This window comes from Micromonospora sp. NPDC050784, assembly GCF_044456765.1.
GTDB lineage: Bacteria > Actinomycetota > Actinomycetes > Mycobacteriales > Micromonosporaceae > Micromonospora > Micromonospora foliorum.
Window position 1 is genome coordinate 226,717 of sequence record NZ_JBITGG010000001.1, and the last position, 16,389, is coordinate 243,105.

Annotated in this window: 14 protein-coding genes; 6 read left to right on the top strand and 8 right to left on the bottom strand. The window is 72.7% G+C overall.

Annotated features, from left to right (window positions below; genetic code table 11):
* Positions 1–11 precede the first annotated feature (11 nt).
* Positions 12–1,247, bottom strand: a complete 1,236-nt coding sequence (locus ACIBD9_RS01070; protein WP_396713383.1) for an aromatic acid exporter family protein — start codon at positions 1,245–1,247, stop codon at positions 12–14.
* Positions 1,248–1,353: 106 nt separating this feature from the next.
* Here ACIBD9_RS01070 and ACIBD9_RS01075 point away from each other — a divergent pair, with 106 nt between their 5' ends.
* Positions 1,354–2,010 carry a metal-dependent phosphohydrolase gene (locus tag ACIBD9_RS01075; RefSeq protein WP_396713385.1) on the top strand — a complete coding sequence of 219 codons (657 nt, stop codon included), beginning with the start codon at positions 1,354–1,356 and terminating at the stop codon, positions 2,008–2,010.
* Here the strand turns inward: ACIBD9_RS01075 and ACIBD9_RS01080 are convergent.
* Positions 1,982–2,266, bottom strand: coding sequence for a DUF4031 domain-containing protein (locus ACIBD9_RS01080; protein WP_366629570.1), 285 nt, complete (start codon positions 2,264–2,266; stop codon positions 1,982–1,984). The two genes, ACIBD9_RS01075 and ACIBD9_RS01080, sit on opposite strands and share 29 nt — an antisense overlap.
* Positions 2,267–2,334: 68 nt before the next feature.
* Here ACIBD9_RS01080 and ACIBD9_RS01085 point away from each other — a divergent pair, with 68 nt between their 5' ends.
* Positions 2,335–3,735: an FAD-binding oxidoreductase gene (locus ACIBD9_RS01085; protein ID WP_396713387.1), complete on the top strand. Its 1,401-nt coding sequence runs from the start codon at positions 2,335–2,337 to the stop codon at positions 3,733–3,735.
* Between the two features lie 10 nt (positions 3,736–3,745).
* Here ACIBD9_RS01085 and ACIBD9_RS01090 read toward each other — a convergent pair whose 3' ends face one another.
* Both ACIBD9_RS01090 and ACIBD9_RS01095 read right to left on the bottom strand, forming a co-directional pair.
* A complete protein-coding gene (locus ACIBD9_RS01090; protein WP_396713389.1) occupies positions 3,746–4,282 on the bottom strand; it encodes a hypothetical protein in 537 nt (178 codons plus the stop codon).
* Positions 4,283–4,370: 88 nt separating this feature from the next.
* Positions 4,371–6,236, bottom strand: a complete 1,866-nt coding sequence (locus ACIBD9_RS01095; RefSeq protein ID WP_396713815.1) for a glycerol-3-phosphate dehydrogenase/oxidase — start codon at positions 6,234–6,236, stop codon at positions 4,371–4,373.
* Between the two features lie 28 nt (positions 6,237–6,264).
* On the opposite strand from ACIBD9_RS01095, the gene ACIBD9_RS01100 reads away from it, so the two are divergent.
* The 3 genes from ACIBD9_RS01100 (at position 6,265) to ACIBD9_RS01110 (ending at position 10,134) form a co-directional block, all read left to right on the top strand.
* On the top strand, positions 6,265–8,802 hold the full coding sequence (locus ACIBD9_RS01100) for a S8 family serine peptidase (RefSeq protein WP_396713391.1): 2,538 nt from the start codon (positions 6,265–6,267) through the stop codon (positions 8,800–8,802).
* Between the two features lie 69 nt (positions 8,803–8,871).
* Positions 8,872–9,807, top strand: coding sequence for a GNAT family N-acetyltransferase (locus ACIBD9_RS01105; RefSeq protein ID WP_396713393.1), 936 nt, complete (start codon positions 8,872–8,874; stop codon positions 9,805–9,807).
* A gap of 78 nt (positions 9,808–9,885) precedes the next feature.
* Positions 9,886–10,134 (top strand): hypothetical protein, encoded by a 249-nt coding sequence (locus ACIBD9_RS01110; RefSeq protein WP_387176989.1) that lies wholly within the window; start codon positions 9,886–9,888, stop codon positions 10,132–10,134.
* Between the two features lie 56 nt (positions 10,135–10,190).
* Here ACIBD9_RS01110 and groL read toward each other — a convergent pair whose 3' ends face one another.
* From groL to ACIBD9_RS01125, 3 genes are all read right to left on the bottom strand, one after another.
* Positions 10,191–11,813 carry a chaperonin GroEL gene (groL, locus tag ACIBD9_RS01115; RefSeq protein ID WP_030490078.1) on the bottom strand — a complete coding sequence of 541 codons (1,623 nt, stop codon included), beginning with the start codon at positions 11,811–11,813 and terminating at the stop codon, positions 10,191–10,193.
* Between the two features lie 272 nt (positions 11,814–12,085).
* A complete protein-coding gene (locus ACIBD9_RS01120; protein WP_396713395.1) occupies positions 12,086–13,135 on the bottom strand; it encodes a hypothetical protein in 1,050 nt (349 codons plus the stop codon).
* 277 nt (positions 13,136–13,412) lie between these two features.
* Positions 13,413–13,616, bottom strand: coding sequence for a cold-shock protein (locus ACIBD9_RS01125; RefSeq protein WP_196920002.1), 204 nt, complete (start codon positions 13,614–13,616; stop codon positions 13,413–13,415).
* Between the two features lie 327 nt (positions 13,617–13,943).
* Between ACIBD9_RS01125 and ACIBD9_RS01130 the strand changes: the two genes are divergently transcribed.
* Entirely contained in the window at positions 13,944–14,474 is a 531-nt protein-coding gene (locus ACIBD9_RS01130; protein WP_396713398.1) for a GNAT family N-acetyltransferase, read from the top strand.
* A gap of 87 nt (positions 14,475–14,561) precedes the next feature.
* Here ACIBD9_RS01130 and paaN read toward each other — a convergent pair whose 3' ends face one another.
* Entirely contained in the window at positions 14,562–16,235 is a 1,674-nt protein-coding gene (paaN, locus tag ACIBD9_RS01135; RefSeq protein ID WP_396713400.1) for a phenylacetic acid degradation protein PaaN, read from the bottom strand.
* Positions 16,236–16,389 lie beyond the last annotated feature (154 nt).

Consider the following 16,389-nt stretch of genomic DNA (forward strand, 5'->3'; position numbering starts at 1 on the left):
CCGGCCGGCGCTCAGCCGACCGGCGGGGCGGTGGGTGGCTTGGGCGCCTCGCCGGCCTCGGCGGGTTCACCGACCGGGCGCTCCTGCTCCCCGAAGGCGGTGCGGATCCACCGGTTTGCCTCCTCCTGCTCGATCCCGGAGGCCACCAGCAGGTCGCTCGCGGTGGTGCGGATCTGGGCGACCACCACGCTGCCGGAGAAGCCGACCCCAGCGCCGTACGCCCGGCCGGCCTCGCTGACCGCCCGCAGCGACCGTTCCCGGGCCTTCTGTGGCTCCTCGCCGGCGGCGAACTCGTGCTTGAGCAGCCGGACCGACTCGGCGAGGTGGCCGATCGCGTCCGGCATCGGATCGGGCACCGGTTCCTCGTCCTCGACCAGCGTGACGGACCGGCGGATCAGCGTGCCGCTGTTGCGCATCGCCCGGTCGATCGGTTCGGCCGCCTCCGCGTAGTGGGTGAGTTCGTCGCGGCGGTGCCAGCGGGCCGGGGAGAGGGTCGCGGTTTCCTTGGCTCCCTCGATCGCCTCGCCCAACGTGGCCAGTTCATCCTTGTTGTTGCGCAGCCTCTCCAGTGCGCGCTGGATGGCGGCGCGGTCCCGGTTGCGTAGCCCGTCGGCGGTGGCGTCGAGTTGGTCGGCGAGCAGGTCCAGGGCGGGTCGGGCCGCCCGGTTGATCACTCGGAGTGGGTTCAGCGGCAGCAGCACGGCCGTGACCAGCAGCGCGATCCCACCGCCGAGGAACGCGTCGACGAAGCGGGGGATCTCCAGGTTCTGGGTCGACGGGCTCAGCGTCACGATCAGCACCGCCGTCGCCGCCGCCTGGATGACGATGGCCACGCTCGCCCCGGCGAAGATGGTGAGCAGGATCGCCACCGTGACCACCAGGCCGAGCTGCCACGCCCCGGTGCCGAGCAGGTAGATCAGGAGGTCGCCGACGAACACCCCGACCCCCACCCCGACGATCAACTCGATGGTCCGGCGGAACCGCTGGCCGACCGACGCGGCCAGGGTGCCGACCGCGGAGATCGGCGCGAAGACCGGTTGCGGGTTGCCGAGCACCTTGTGCGAGATCAGGTACGCGAGCCCGGCGGCCAACCCGGCCTGCACGGCGAGTCCGCCGGCCATCCGTACCCGGTGCAGCCGGTCGTGCAGGGTGGCCCGGCCACGATGGCGCAGCTGTTCGGTGGCCTCGGCGATCCGCGCGCCGTCGATGTCCACCAGCCCGTCGCGCAGCGCGGTACGTCGCACCATCGGAGCTCGCTTGTCCCGGGCCACGGCCATGGGCGCGACTACCCGTGGTGGGCCCGCTGAATCCTCCCTTCCGGCGCGTCGCGGACGGATGCGGCAGACTCGGGCGGTGGGTGAACTGCTGGACCGGTGGCGGGCGGCGGCCCGGGCCGTCGGCGCGAAGTCTGATCCGGATACCACCCGGGCCGGTGAGAAGCTGCTCGACCGGTGGCGGGAGCCGCACCGGCACTATCACACGCTGGCCCACCTGACGGCGGTGCTCGATGTGGTGGACCAGCACGCCGACCTGGCCGCTCGGGCCGACGTGGTCCGGCTGGCGGCCTGGTTCCACGACGCGGTCTACGACCCCCGGGCCGCTGGCGACGCCAACGAACGGGACAGCGCCGCACTGGCCGAGAGCGTGCTCGCCGGGCTCGGGGTGCCGACGCCCACGGTGGCCGAGGTGCGTCGGTTGGTGCTGCTCACCGCCGGGCACACGGTGACGCCGGGTGACCGGGACGGCGCGCTGCTCTGCGACGCGGACCTGGCCGTGCTGGCCGCGCCGCCGGCCCGCTACGAGCGGTACGCGGCGGCGATCCGCCGGGAGTACGCCCACGTGCCGGAGCCGGCCTTCCGGGCCGGGCGGGCCGCCGTGTTGACCGGTCTGCTGGCGCTGCCGGCGCTGTTCCGACTGCCACCGCTGGCGAGCCGTTGGGAGGAGCCCGCCCGGGACAACGTGCGCCGCGAGCTGGCCACCCTCACCGGGGAGCCGGAGAACGCGGGCTGACCAGGTGCTTCGGCCGCCGCAGACCGGCGGCGCGGAGCAACCGGACCAGCTCCCGGCTCGGCACCACCTGGGCACCGAGCCACACCGCCGCCGCGAACCGGTCGGCCGGAATGTCGTAGTGGTCCCGGTCGAAGCCGCGCCGGGGCGCGCCGAGTGCCTCGGCGAAGGCGTGCAGCTCGGCGTACGAGACATCACTGATCAGGTGCGACCAGAGCCGACCGCGCCACGGCCAGGCCGGCCGGTCCAGGTAGAGCATGGTGTCCAAGTTATCCCGCCCAGTCGATCATGTTGATGATCGCCGGTCGGCGACCTAGCCTCGGCTGCATGGCCCCCACCGCGCTCCTCGACGACCTGCGCGCCGCGCTCGGTGACGACGCCGTGCTCACCGACCCGGACCTGCTGCGTATGCACCAGCGGGACGAGGCCGACCTGTGCGCCGCGGGCATCCCGCTGGTGGTGACCCGTCCGCGCACCACCGAGCAGGTGGTCGCCGTGGTCCGGGCCGCGGCGCGGCACGGCGTACCGGTGGTGCCGCAGGGCGCGCGGACCGGGCTGGCCGGCGCGGCGAACGCGGTGGACGGCGCGGTGGTGCTCAGCACCGTCGCGATGACCGAGATCCGGGAGATCGACCCGGTGAGCCGCATCGCGGTGGTCCAGCCGGGGGTGGTCAACGCGGCGCTGGCCGGGGCGGTGGCCAAACAGGGCCTCTGGTACCCGCCGGACCCCGGCTCGTGGGAGTCGTCCACCATCGGCGGCAACGTGGCCACCAACGCCGGCGGCATGTGCTGCGTGAAGTACGGCGTGACCACCGAGTACGTGCTCGGCCTGGAGGTGGTGCTCGCATCCGGCGAGGTGCTGCGCACCGGGCGGCGTACGGCCAAGGGGGTGGCCGGCTACGACCTGACCCGACTGTTCGTCGGTTCGGAGGGCACTCTCGGCGTGATCACCGAGGTGACCGTGGCGCTGCGGCCCGCCCCGGCCGAGTCGCTGACCCTGGTGGCGGTCTTCGGATCGACCGCGGCGGCCGGCGCGGCGGTGGCCGAGATCGCGGCCCGTGGGCTCACCCCGAGCCTGTTGGAACTGCTGGACCAGACCCACCTGCGGGCGATCGAGGCGTACCAGCCGATGGGGTTGCGGACCGACGCGCAGGCCCTGTTGCTGGCCGCCGCCGACACCGGCACCCGGGCGGCGGACGACCTGGCCATGCTGGCCGAGGTGTGCGAGGCCGTCGGCGCCGACGAGGTCTACGCGGCCACCGACGCGGTGGAGGCGGCGGCGCTGCTCCAGGCTCGCCGGCTGGCCCACCCGGCCATGGAGAAGTTCGCGGCGGACGCCTATCCCGGCGGCAACGGCGGTCTGGTGATCGACGATGTGGCGGTGCCGCGCGGCGCCCTCGCCGCGCTCCTGGACGGGGTGGCCCGGATCGCGGCCGAGTGCGAGGTGCCGATCGGCGTGGTGGGGCACGCCGGGGACGGCAACATGCACCCGAACATCGTGGTCGACCGGGCCGACCCGGCGAGCGTGGAGCGGGGCCGGCGGGCGTTCGACCAGATCATGCGGCTCGGCCTGGACCTGGGCGGCACGTGCACCGGCGAGCACGGGGTGGGGCTGCTCAAGCGGGACTGGCTGGCCCGGGAGATCGGGCCGGTCGGGGTCCGGGTGCATCAGGCGATCAAGTCGGCGCTCGACCCGGCCGGCCTGCTCAACCCGGGCAAGGTGCTTTGACCGGCTGCGGTCAGCCCTTGACCTCGGCCGGGGTCGCCTGGGTGAGCAGCAGCAGGATCTCCCCGGCGACCGGCGTGAGCTCCTCACCCGGGCAGTCCTGCGAGGTGATCAGGCCGGTCGAGGTGATGAGGCTCGACGTCAGCGCGTCGATGCAGGTGGTCCGGTACCGCCGGGCCTGGTCGGTCTCGTCGGCAAGCCTCGGGTTGGCGAGCAGCACCTGGAGCCGTTCGGTCAATTCCGGGGCGAGGGTGCCCCGGGAGGTCACGCCGTCGCCGGCGCAGTCGATGCACTGCCACGCGCCGTTCCGCTCGACGCTCAGGGTGCGCATCGGCCCGTCCTCGCCGAGCCGCTGGAGCAGGCTGACCTGACCGGCGGCGACCGTGGTGGGGATCTCCAGTTGCGATCCGCCACCCGCGGTGCCTGCGGTCGGTTGCGCCACCGGCCCGTCCGGCTTGTCCCGGTCGAAGAGCGAGCACCCGGTCAGGGCACCGACGAGCGCGACGGCGACGAGGGATACGAGCAGACGAGGGCGCGCGCGGGGTAGCACGCGCGGAAACCTACCCCACCGTAGGTAGCGTTCGAAACCACCATCCGGGCCGGTATCGATGGTTACCCATCGGTAACGTCGCAATTCGTCACCGAGCGGACGAGCGCAGCTCCGCCTGATCGTCGCCACCCCGGTCGGCCGCGTAACCCCGGACGTCCGGGGCGCCGAGCCGGGCCGCGTCCGCCGCCGCGTCGTCCGGCATCAACTGGGACTGCCGCTCCGCCTCCACCCGGGCGCGGTAGTGCTCGACCTCCCGTGCCCGGGTGGCCGCGTCCCAACCGAGCACCGCGCCCATCAACTCGGCGGTGTGCTCCGCCGACTCCAGCCCCCGGTGGCTGGTCTCGAACGAGATCCGGGTCCGCCGGGTCAGCACGTCCTCCAGGTGCAGCGCGCCCTCGGCCCGCGCCGCGTAGGCGACCTCCGCCGCCAGGTACTCCGGTGCACCGGCCAGCGGGGACGCGAGCAGAGGATCGGCGTCGACAAGCGCCAGCAGGTCCAGGGTGAGGGTGCCGTACCGCTCCAGCAGGTGCTCCACCACGCCCACCGGCACGCCGTGCCGGCGAGCCAGGTCGGCCCGGTCCCGCCACATCGCCGGGTAGCCGTCGGCGCCGAGCAGCGGCAGGTCGGCGGTGCGCGACGAGCGGGCGCCACCGAGCCGGCGAGCGGCCCGGTCGACCACGTCGGACGCCATCACCCGGTACGTCGTGTACTTGCCGCCGGCGACCAGCAGCAGCCCGAGCATCGGCTCGAAGACCGCGTGCTCCCGGGAGAGCTTCGAGGTCGAGTCGGCCTCGCCGGCCAGCAGCGGCCGCAGCCCGGCGTACACCCCCTCGATGTCGGCGGTGGTCAGCGGCCGGTCCAGCACGGTGTTGACCTGCTGGAGGAGGTAGTCGATGTCGCGGGCCGAGGCGGCCGGGTGGGAGCGGTCCAGCCGCCAGTCGGTGTCCGTGGTGCCGATGATCCAGTGTCCGCCCCACGGAATGACGAAGAGCACCGAACTCGCCGTACGCAGGATGAGGCCCGTCTCGCCGGTGATCGCCGAGCGGGGCACCACCAGGTGCACCCCCTTGGAGGCGCGCACCCGGACGCCGGGCCGCAGCCCCACGTCGTTCAGCATCCGGGACATGTCGTCGCTCCACACGCCGGTGGCGGCGATGACGGTACGGGCCTGCACCTCGAACTCCGCGTCCGGCGAGCCCGGCGGGGCCTCCAGGTCCCGGACGCGGACGCCGGTCACCTCGCGCGCCTGCCGGATCAGCCCGACGGCGCGGGCACTGCTCACCACCGTGGCGCCGAGGCTGGCCGCGGTGCGGGCCAGGGTGACCACCAGCCGGGCGTCGTCGACCTGACCGTCGTAGTAGCGGATCGCCCCGGCCAGCGCGTCGGCCCGCAGACTCGGGAAGATCCGCCGAGCACCCTCCCGGGTCAGGTGCCGGTGCAGGGGCATGCCCCGGCCACCGCCGAAGACCCCGGCGAAGACGTCGTACGCGGCCACCCCGGCGCCGTAGTACGAGCGGCGGAAGATCCGGGCCGGCAGGTCCCGCAGGCCCCGCCCGGCCGGCAGCGGCACCATGATCGGCACCGGGCGTACCAGGTGCGGCGCGAGCCGGGTGGCGAGCAGGCCGCGCTCGGTGAGCGCCTCGTGGACCAGGTGGAACTCCAACTGCTCCAGGTAGCGCAGGCCGCCGTGGATGAGTTTGCTGGACCGACTGGAGGTGCCCGCGGCAAGGTCACGCGCCTCGACCAGCGCCACCTTCAGGCCCCGGGACGCCGCGTCCAGGGCGGCACCGGCACCGGTCACCCCGCCCCCGATGACCAGCACGTCGAAGCGCTCGGCACGCAGTCGACGCAGGTCGGACACACGGCGGACCGGTGAGAGTTGACCGGCGACGGATCGGGAGACATTGGGGTCGCGCACCCGTCCACCGTAACCGCCGTGCCACCGGGTCGACATTCGCCGCCCGCCCCGTACTGTGCGAGTCATGCAGGTCGGGCCTCCGCCACCCGCGGGTCACATGCCGCCTCCCCCAACGCCGCCGGCAGGCAGGGCCAGCCCGTGGCCGGTGGTCGCGGCCGTGCTGGTCGGCTGCTGGACGGTAGCGGTCACCGTGGGCACCCAGACCGGTGGTTGGCTCACCGACCAGGTGCTGCTGGGCTTCGGACGCGACCGGCTCGGCTGGCTCTGGCCGGTGCTGGGCCTGGCCGGCGCCGTGCTGGCCGGCACGCCCGCCCTATTGCTGGCCCTGCTGCCCCGGTCGACCGCGGTCCGGGCCACTGGGCGGGCCTGGCTGATCGGGGCACTCGCGCTCGGCGTGCTCACACTGCTGCGGGTCGTCCCGCCGGTGCACCACGAGGCGTACCTCGCCGCGCTGGCCGGCGCCGCGTTGCTCAGCGCGCTCGCCGTGCGCTGGTCGGCGCGCCGGTGGGCGTACCCCGGGCTGGTTGGCTCGGTCGGCGGCCCGGCACCCGCCGGAGACGGCGACACCACACGGCCCGAGGCTGCCGGGAGCCCGAAGCCGGTCGAACCCCAGCGACGCCCGCGCCGGCTCGGCCCGGTGCCGCTGCTCGCGGTCGCCGCCGGGTTGGCGCTGCTGCTGCCGTGGGCCTGGCTGGGTGCGCTCGGCGGCCTCCTGGAGACCGCGCTCGCGCTGCTGGCGGCCGCCGCGCTCGGGGTGCTGGCCGCGACTCTGCTGGACGCCCCCTTCTGGTCACCGTTCGCGGTAGGGCGACCGCCCCGGCCGGCGCGGCTGGTGCTGGTCGGCGGCCTGGTCGCCGGGGTGGCACTGCTGCTGCTCGCGGCCGGGACCGGCCAGTCCGGCGCGCAGTTGCCCGCGCTGCTGACCCTGCCGCCGGTGGGTTTCGCGCTGGCCTCGCTCTGGGCGGCGGCCTGGCGGCCCACCGCCGACCCGGCCGAGGCCGCGCGTGCCGGCCGAACGGCGACCGGCTGGCTCGTGGGCCTGGCCGCGCTCGGCCCGCTGGCCTTCACCGACCCGGAAGAGATCACCCTGCTACTGGTCGGCACCCGGGACGTTCCGTTCTGGGTGGCGGCCGCCGCCGGTGTCGGGCTCGTCGTCGCGGTCCTGGTCGCCATCGGGTACGCGGTGCTGCTCGCCCGGCCGACGGCACGTACCCCGAACAGGCGGGTCGCCGCGGCGGCGGCCGTGGTGCTGCTGGTGGCGTTCGGCGTGGTCGACCTCGGCCCCGGTCAGCCGGGCCTGTACGGCGAGCGGCTGTTCGTGGTGCTGCGCGCGCAGGCCGACCTCAGTGATCTCCCGGCCGGCGCGCCGGGTCAGGCCGGGCGGGACGCCCGCGCGGCGGAGGTCTACCGGCGGCTGGTGACGACCGCCGAGCAGAGTCAGGATGACCTGCTGCGGGGGTTGAACCGGCTGCGCCTCGACCCGGTGTCGTACTACCTGGTCAACGCGGTCGAGGTGGACGGCGGCCCGGCGGTGCGGGCCTGGCTCGCCCGCCGACCGGAGGTGGCCCGGGTGCTGGTCAGCCAGCGCCTGCGCCCGCTGCCGGCCCCGGCCGGGCAGAGCCGGGGCAGCGCGCCCAAGCCCACCGGCCCGGAGTGGAACATCCGCCAGATCGGCGCCGACCGGGTGTGGTCCCAACTCCGGGTCACCGGCACGGGCATCGTGGTCGGCAGCTCCGACTCGGGGGTGGACGGCACCCATCCGGCGCTACGAGCCGGGTTCCGTGGTGGGGACGACTCCTGGTACGACCCGTGGGACGACACCCGGAGCCCGACCGACCAGGGCGGGCACGGCACCCACACGGTGGGCAGCGCGGTCGGGCGGGACGGCATCGGGGTGGCACCGGACGCGCAGTGGGTGGGCTGCGTCAACCTGGATCGCAACCTCGGCAGCCCCGGGCACTACCTGGACTGTCTCCAGTTCATGTTGGCGCCCTTCCCGGCCGGCGGCGACCCGTTCACCGACGGCCGCCCGGAGCGCGCCCCGCAGGTACTGACCAACTCGTGGGGCTGCCCGCCCATCGAGGGTTGTGACCAGCGCGTCCTGCGACCGGCCACCGCCGCCCTGGACGCCGCCGGGATCTTCGTGGTCGCCGCGGCCGGCAACACCGGCCCGTGGTGCGCGTCGATCGACGATCCGCCAGCCCCGTACGCGGACGTGCTGACCGTGGGCGCGGTGGACGCCCAGCGACGGGTCGCCGAGTTCTCCTCGCGCGGGCCGGTGCCGGGCGGCTCGGGTAAGCCGGACGTACTGGCACCGGGGGTGGGCGTGGTGTCGGCCATGCCGGGCGGCACGTACGCCGCGCTGGACGGCACGTCGATGGCGACCCCGCAGGTGGCCGGGGTGGTCGCGCTGATGTGGTCGGCGAACCCGGCGCTGGTCGGCGACGTGACCCGCACCCGGCAGATCCTCCGGGAAACCGCGACGGCGGCGACGCCCACCTACCGCTCCGACAGCCCCTCCGACGCCTGCGGCGCTCCGTCGAACGTCACCGGCGCCGGCCAGGTCGACGCCTACGCCGCCGTTCGCGCCGCCCAGCAGTAGGAAGGTTTCCTTCCTGAGGCGTTGAGCCGGGTGTGCGGCCCTTGAGCTGGTGATCTAGGGTCGGCGACCATGGACGCCGAGATCACCGTCACCGAGCTGACCGCCGACCTGGTCCCCAGCGTCGTACAGCTCTGCCAGCAGGCCCTCGACCTGCCCGAGGACGCCGCCGAGGCGGCCGCCATCGTGGACGTGCTCTGGCCCCGGGCCACCGCCGACCGGCCCGTGGTCGGGCTGGGCGCGTACCGGGGTGCGGACCTGATCGGGGTGCTGATCTGCTCGGTGTCGTCGACCGAGCCGGGAATCGGGCACGTGGACCTGGTCGCGGTCCTCCCGGATCAGCGGCGTCGGGGCGTCGGCCGGGCGCTGCTCCAGCGGGCCGAGCGAGTGCTCGCCGAACGTGGGGCGACCGAGGTGCTGCTGGCCGGAAACCCGCCCTACTACGCGTGGCCGGGCATCGACGTCCGCTACACGCCGGCGGTCTGCGCCGCCCTCGCGCTCGGCTACCAGCAGGACCGGACCGGCTGGAACATGACCGCGGACCTGTCGTACGACGGGTCGCCGGCACTGCGGTCCACCGAGGCGGCCGAGCGCCGGCTGGCCGACCAGGGCGTAACCGTACGCCGGGCGGAGCCGGCGGACCTGCCGGCGCTGACGGCGTTCGCCCGGTCCACCTTCGGGGGCGCGTGGGATGGCGAGCTGGCCGGGTCGGTGGGGCGCGCCGACGCCGGTTGCCACCTGGCGGAGCGAGACGGCGAGGTGCTGGGCTTCGCCGCGTACGGGTCGTCCCGGCCGAGTTGGTTCGGGCCGATGGGCACCGCACCGGCCGCGGAGGGGTCGGGCATCGGCGGGGTGCTGTTGCGGCGCTGCCTGCGCGACCAGCGGGCGGCGGGGCTGGACCGGGCACAGATCGGCTGGGTGGGACCGGTGCCGTTCTACTCGGGCAGCGCGGGTGCGCGGATCGAGCGGGTGTTCTTTTTGTACCGGCGAACCCTACCGATGGCGTAACCGGGGCAAACAGGACATAGATCCATTCGCCCGCATCGGCCATCGACGCCCCCTACCGTTTCGGTAGAGGAGGCAGCCATGACCACGGATGACAACCAGACCGAGGACGGCCCGCCGATCACCTGGAAACCGGTGGGTGAACTCCCCGGCCAACTGCCGTTCGACCGGCTGGACTACGGCGACGCGGAGCAACTGGCCGAGATGACCACCAACGGTGAGCCGTCGGTGGCCGAGGAGCCGCAGGAGATGGTGGACGCGCCGATCCAACTGCTTCCGCCGTACAACCGGGCACAGAAACGGCGCAACCAGCGCCCACTACCGACCTGACGACGAACGGGGCGGACCGCGTCAGCGGCCCGCCCCGTTCGGTGTCGGAACTGGACTCAGAAGTCCATGTCCCCGCCACCCGGGCCAGCCGGGGCAGCCGGGGTCTTCTCCGGCTTGTCCGCGACAACGGCCTCGGTGGTGAGGAAGAGCGCCGCGATGGAAGCGGCGTTCTGCAGCGCCGAGCGCGTCACCTTGGCCGGGTCGATGATGCCCGCGGCCAGCAGGTCGACGTACTCGCCGTTGGCGGCGTTCAGACCGTGACCCGCTTCGAGGTTACGGACCTTCTCCACCACGACGCCGCCCTCAAGGCCGGCGTTGACGGCGATCTGCCGCAGCGGGGCGTCCAGCGCGACCTTGACGATGTTCGCACCGGTCGCCTCGTCGCCGACCAGGTCGAGCTTGTCGAAGGCGGTCTTGCCGGCCTGCACCAGCGCGACGCCACCACCCGGGACGATGCCCTCCTCGACGGCGGCCTTCGCGTTGCGAACGGCGTCCTCGATGCGGTGCTTGCGCTCCTTGAGCTCGACCTCGGTGGCCGCGCCGACCTTGATCACCGCAACGCCGCCGGCCAGCTTGGCCAGCCGCTCCTGCAGCTTCTCCCGGTCGTAGTCTGAGTCGCTCTTGTCGATCTCGGCCCGGATCTGGTTGACCCGGCCCTGGATCTGCTCGGCGTCACCGGCACCGTCGACGATGGTGGTCTCGTCCTTGGTCACCACGACCTTGCGGGCGCGGCCCAGCATGTCGAGGCTGGCGGCGTCGAGCTTGAGGCCGACCTCCTCGCTGATGACCTGACCACCGGCGAGGATGGCGATGTCGGTCAGCATGGCCTTGCGGCGGTCACCGAAGCCCGGCGCCTTGACGGCGACCGACTTGAAGGTGCCACGGACCTTGTTGACCACCAGGGTGGCGAGGGCCTCGCCCTCCAGGTCCTCGGCGATGATCAGCAGCGGCTTGCCCGACTGCATGACCTTCTCCAGGATCGGGAGCAGGTCCTTCACCGACGAGATCTTGCTGTTGGCGATCAGGATGTACGGGTCGTCGAAGACGGCCTCCATACGCTCCGGGTCGGTCATGAAGTAGGCCGAGATGTAGCCCTTGTCGAAGCGCATACCCTCGGTGAGCTCCAGCTCCAGCCCGAAGGTGTTGCTCTCCTCGACGGTGATGACGCCTTCCTTGCCGACCTTGTCCATCGCCTCGGCGATGATCTCGCCGACGGTGCTGTCGCCAGCGGAGATGGAGGCGGTGGAGGCGATCTGCTCCTTGGTCTCGACGTCCTTGGCGAGCTTGGACAGCTCCTCCGAGACGCTCGCGACCGCAGCCTCGATGCCCCGCTTCAGGGCCATCGGGTTGGCGCCAGCGGCCACGTTGCGCAGGCCCTCGCGAACCAGGGCCTGGGCCAGGACGGTCGCCGTCGTCGTGCCGTCACCGGCAACGTCGTCGGTCTTCTTGGCGACCTCCTTGACCAGCTCAGCGCCGATCTTCTCGTACGGGTCCTCGAGCTCGATCTCCTTGGCGATGCTCACACCATCGTTGGTGATGGTGGGGGCACCCCACTTCTTCTCGAGCACGACGTTGCGGCCCTTGGGGCCGAGGGTCACCTTTACGGCGTCGGCGAGCTGGTTCATGCCCCGCTCGAGGCCGCGGCGAGCCTCTTCGTCGAAAGCGATCATCTTGGCCATACGGCGTTGTCCTCCTGGACACTCACGGGCCACCCGAGATGTGTGCCCCGGATGGGCCGCCTGGTGTGCGCACCTAGGGACGTCGCCACCTGGCGACGACGACGTCCTTCGGCCGGGCCGGATAGCCCGCGACGACCGGCCATGTGCTGCCCCGGTGTCTCCACACCGGTGCAACCTGGCCCCACCGTCCCGACCGTTGGCACTCACGGTATGCGAGTGCCAATGACTTGTTTAGCACTCTCCCCTGCCGAGTGCAAGCACGATGGGGCCGCTCAGCCGAGTTCCGCGGCCAGTCCGGGAGCGTTCACCGGCGCCTCATGGGCGCGCTGCTCGGCGTATGTCACCAACAGACCGACCAACTGGGCGAGGTGGGCCGGCAGGGCCAACACGGCGGTGATCCCGATCACCACCACCGCCCCGGCCGCGGTACCCGGCGACGCGAACGGATCCGTACCGAACGCCGAGGTGCCCACCCCCTCCAGCGAGCTGGAGACCACACTGACGACGATCACCGCCAGCGCCACCAGGGCCACCCGACCGAGCAGCAGGCCCAGCCGGTCGTGGAACATCCGGAACGAGCGACCGATCGGGTTGTGGCGTTCGAAGAGGTAGACCGGGCCGGCCATGCTCAGCGCGAACGCCAGATAGATGCCCGGCAGCACGCAGAAACAGACACCGACGCCGATGAGCAGGCTGATCAACAGGGTCCAGCCCCACAGCCCGAGCGCCCGACGAAGGCCGTAACGCAGCGCCGACTCCAGGCCGGCCGGCTGGCCGGCGGCCTGCCGGGTGATCACCCAGCTGCCCGAGGCCCACCCGACGGCCTGCACCACGCCCACCAACAGACTGCCGCCGACCAGCACGAGAAGGAGGCTCCCCAGCTCGGCGGCGAAGTTGTCCGGCAGCACGGGGCTCGGATTCGACTCGGCCTGGGCGGCCCACTTCGCCGACGGGTCCACCCCGAGGGCGATCACCGAGAGCACCGCCGCCGGCAACACCTGGGTGAGCAGCATGATCGGCACCAACTGTCGCCAGCCCCGACGCAGCGCTCCCCCGCACCGGCCGAACCAGCCGCCGATGCCTGCGCCGGGCGGGGTGACCAGGGCATCGTTCGGGTCGAACCCGTAACCCGGCGGGTACCAGCCAACCGGCGGCCCCGGGTACCACGACTGCCCGCCATAGGGGCCCGACCCGGGCGGGTAACCCCCGGTGGGCGGGAACGCCCAGCCCTGCGGCGGCGGAGCCGCACCCCAGGCGCCCTGCGCGGGATCCCAGCCGGGCGGCGGACCGGCCTGACCGGCGGGCGGACCAGCCGGAGGCATGCCCGGCCCCCAACCAGGCGGCGGGCCAGCCTCGCCGGCGGGCGGACCAGCCGGATGGGCGCCCGGCCCCCAGCCAGGCGGCGGACCGGCGCTGCCAGGGTCGCCGGCGGGTGAGGACGGGTCGGACGGGTCCGGCTCCCCCGACCCGGGGGACGGAGTGGGCGGGGGTGGCTGGTCGGTCATGAACGCTCCTCGGCATCGGCTGGAACGGTTCACGATCTTCCCGGCTACGCGCCCCTGCCGCAGCCCCGAATCACGGGCCGATCGGCCAGGAAGCTCAGCCGATGACGCGTACGTGCTCTGCCTGCGGACCCTTCTGGCCCTGGGCGACCTCGAACTCGACCCGCTGACCGTCGTCCAGCGCCTTGTAACCGTCCATCTCGATCGCGGAGAAGTGGACGAACACGTCCTGACCGCCGTCGACGGCGATGAAGCCGTAGCCCTTTTCGGCGTTGAACCACTTCACGGTGCCCTGTGCCACGGTGCACTTCCCTCACTTTGCGCGGTCTTGCCTGACCCGGCGCACGGCGCGGCCGGGCGCCCCGACCACCGACTCAGCAATCGATGACCGCCATTGAGCCAGGTGACCGAAATCGCACGTTACACGAGCAGTGACGGCCGCGCACGGCCACAAATCGGACACACTTCGGGGCTTCCCAAACGCAATGATCGGCCGGGTTCCCGATCCACCAAGATTCGCGTGCGTCATTACGAGTGGACCAAAGGGGCTGCCGCCCGCCCTCACGGTGACGGCAACCGGGCACAGCTCACGGAAACGGCGTCCATCCGCTGTGGTAGGCATGCGGACATGACCACCGACATGGGCTCGCCGGCCCCGCGGCTCGCGGAGATCCGCCGGGTCCGGCCGGAGGACGCCGCCCGGATGCGGGCGCTGCGCCTGGAGATGCTGGCCGACGCGCCGTTGGCCTTCCTGGAGACCCTGGCGGACGCGGCGGCCCGACCGCACAACGAGTTCGCCGCCCGGGTGGCGTACACCTCGGCCGGTCTCAGCAACGCCCAGTTCATCGCCGACCCGGGCGGCCGGCTGGTCGGGCACGCCGGTGGCACGACCGCCCCGAACGAACCCGGGCTGACCGTGATCTACGCCGTGTACGTCACGCCGACCTGGCGCGGCAGCGGACTGCTCGGCGAGCTGATCGACGGGGTGGCCGCCTGGTCGCGAGCCTGTGGCCGACCGGAGCTGCTGCTGGAAGTGGTGGTCGGCAATGACCGCGCCTACCGCGCCTACCAGCGCCTGGGCTTCAAGGACACCGGGGTACGGGTCCCCCACCCCACCATCCCAGCCCTCACCGAACTACAAATGCGCCGCCCAGCCTGACCCAGGTCCGGTGATCAAGAGGTTTGCGTCAGAAACGGAGTTGGCGCTGACGCAAACCTCTTGATCACCGAGAGTAGCTACCGAAACTCAGGCGTGCCGCCGAGACTGCACGATCCGGAATCGGTTGGCCACGTACGCCCCGTCCGTCAGCGCCGAGTTGGCCGCCGCGTTGGCCCCACTGCCGTGGAAGTCGGAGAACGCCGCCGACTGGTTGACGAAGACGCCGCCGGTGAGGTTGCAGGACAGGTGCACCCCGACCTCGACCGCTACCGCCTCGGTCGCGTCCAGCACCGCCTCGTCGGTCGAGTAGACCCCGGCGGTGAGCGCGCCCTTCTCGCCGACCGTCCGGCGCAGCAGTTCCAGGCTGTGCGCGGTGGAGTCGGTGGCGATGGCGAACGAGATCGGCCCGAACCATTCCCGGCCGTACGTCTCCGCGTCGTCCGCGGTCAGCTTCACGATCGTCGGGGTGCGCACCACGGCGTCGGCGTACGACGGGTGGGTTACGGCGCGCGACTCCAGCACCGGCTCGCCGACCTTGGTCACTTCGGCCAGTCGCTCCAGCACCCCGTCGTTGACGATGGCGCCGGTCAGTTCCACGCCTCGGGCCGGGTCGGCGGTGAGCTTGCCGACCGCGGCGGCGATCCCGCCGGCCACCTCGTCGAAGCTCTTGTGCCCCTGGTCGGTCTCGATGCCCCCGGCCGGGATGAGGATGTTCTGCGAGGTGGTGCACATCTGACCGCTGTAGAGGGTCAGCGTAAAGCCGAGGTTGCGGCACATGCCGGTGAAGTCGTCGGTGGAGTCGATGACGACGGTGTTGAGGCCGGCCTTCTCGGTGTAGACCGATGCCTGCCGGGCGTGCGTCTCCAGCCAGTCGCCGTACTCGGTGGAGCCGGTGAAGTCGACGATCTTGACGGAGCGGTGCAGGGCCAGGTCGCTGGCGAGCTTCTCACCGGGCGCCTCGGCCGCCAGCATGATCAGGTTCGGGTCGAACCCGGCCTCGGCGAGCACCTCCCGGGCGTACTTCACGGTGATGGCCAGCGGCAGCACCGCGCGCGGGTGCGGCTTGACGATCACCGGGTTGCCGGTGACCAGCGAGGCGAACAGCCCGGGGTACGAGTTCCAGGTCGGGAAGGTGTTGCAGCCGATCACCAGCGCCACCCCACGCGGCACCACGTGGAACGTCTTGGTCATCCGCAGCGGGTCACCCTTGCCGGCGGCCTTCTCCCAGCCCGCCGTGCCCGGGTGCCGGGTCATCTCGGCGTACGCGTACGCCAGCGCTTCCAGCGCCCGGTCCAGCGCGTGTGCGCCGCCGGCCTGGAAGGCCATCACGAACGCCTGCCCGCTGGTGAACTGCACCGCGTTTGCCAGCTCGAAGATGTGCTTGTGCAGCCGGTCGAGGATCTCCAGGCAGACGCCCACCCGGGCCTGCGGGCCGGCGTCGCGCCAGGCCGGCAGCGCGGCGGAGGCGGCGTTGACCAGTTCACCGGGGCCGGCGTGCGGGTACCGCACCGCCAACTCCACCCCGAACGGGCTCGTCTCGGTGGCGACCCGGGCGCCCGCGCCGGGCTGGTCGAGCGGAAAGTCACCACCGAGGTACGCCTCGAAGGCGGCCTTGCCGTCGGCGGCGGCGGTCTCGCCGTACACCCGGGGGCTGGGGGATTCGGGGTAGGCGGACCAGTACCCCCGCTCCGTGATCGCGGTCAGCGCACGGTTGAGGGTGTCGGCGTGCCTGTCGTACAGGGGATGCGGGGTCTCCGTCATGCCCGCCATCATGCCTGAGTCCGGTCCGCGAGCAGTAGCGCGAATGCCCGACAGCGGCTCATGCCTGAGTCCGGTCCGCGAGCAGTAGCGCGAATGCCCGACAGCGGCTCATGCCGCAGTCGAGTTCCGCAGCAGAAGCGCCAAGGGCCGCGGG

Coding starts and splice junctions, on each gene's coding strand:
- ACIBD9_RS01070 (WP_396713383.1), bottom strand. CDS start 1,247: ATGGTGCGACGTACCGCGCTGCGCGACGGGCTGGTGGACATCGACGGC.
- ACIBD9_RS01080 (WP_366629570.1), bottom strand. CDS start 2,266: ATGCTCTACCTGGACCGGCCGGCCTGGCCGTGGCGCGGTCGGCTCTGG.
- ACIBD9_RS01085 (WP_396713387.1), top strand. CDS start 2,335: ATGGCCCCCACCGCGCTCCTCGACGACCTGCGCGCCGCGCTCGGTGAC.
- ACIBD9_RS01095 (WP_396713815.1), bottom strand. CDS start 6,236: ATGTCGACCCGGTGGCACGGCGGTTACGGTGGACGGGTGCGCGACCCC.
- ACIBD9_RS01100 (WP_396713391.1), top strand. CDS start 6,265: ATGCAGGTCGGGCCTCCGCCACCCGCGGGTCACATGCCGCCTCCCCCA.
- ACIBD9_RS01105 (WP_396713393.1), top strand. CDS start 8,872: ATGGACGCCGAGATCACCGTCACCGAGCTGACCGCCGACCTGGTCCCC.
- ACIBD9_RS01110 (WP_387176989.1), top strand. CDS start 9,886: ATGACCACGGATGACAACCAGACCGAGGACGGCCCGCCGATCACCTGG.
- groL (WP_030490078.1), bottom strand. CDS start 11,813: ATGGCCAAGATGATCGCTTTCGACGAAGAGGCTCGCCGCGGCCTCGAG.
- ACIBD9_RS01120 (WP_396713395.1), bottom strand. CDS start 13,135: ATGCCTCCGGCTGGTCCGCCCGCCGGTCAGGCCGGTCCGCCGCCCGGC.
- ACIBD9_RS01130 (WP_396713398.1), top strand. CDS start 13,944: ATGACCACCGACATGGGCTCGCCGGCCCCGCGGCTCGCGGAGATCCGC.
- paaN (WP_396713400.1), bottom strand. CDS start 16,235: ATGACGGAGACCCCGCATCCCCTGTACGACAGGCACGCCGACACCCTC.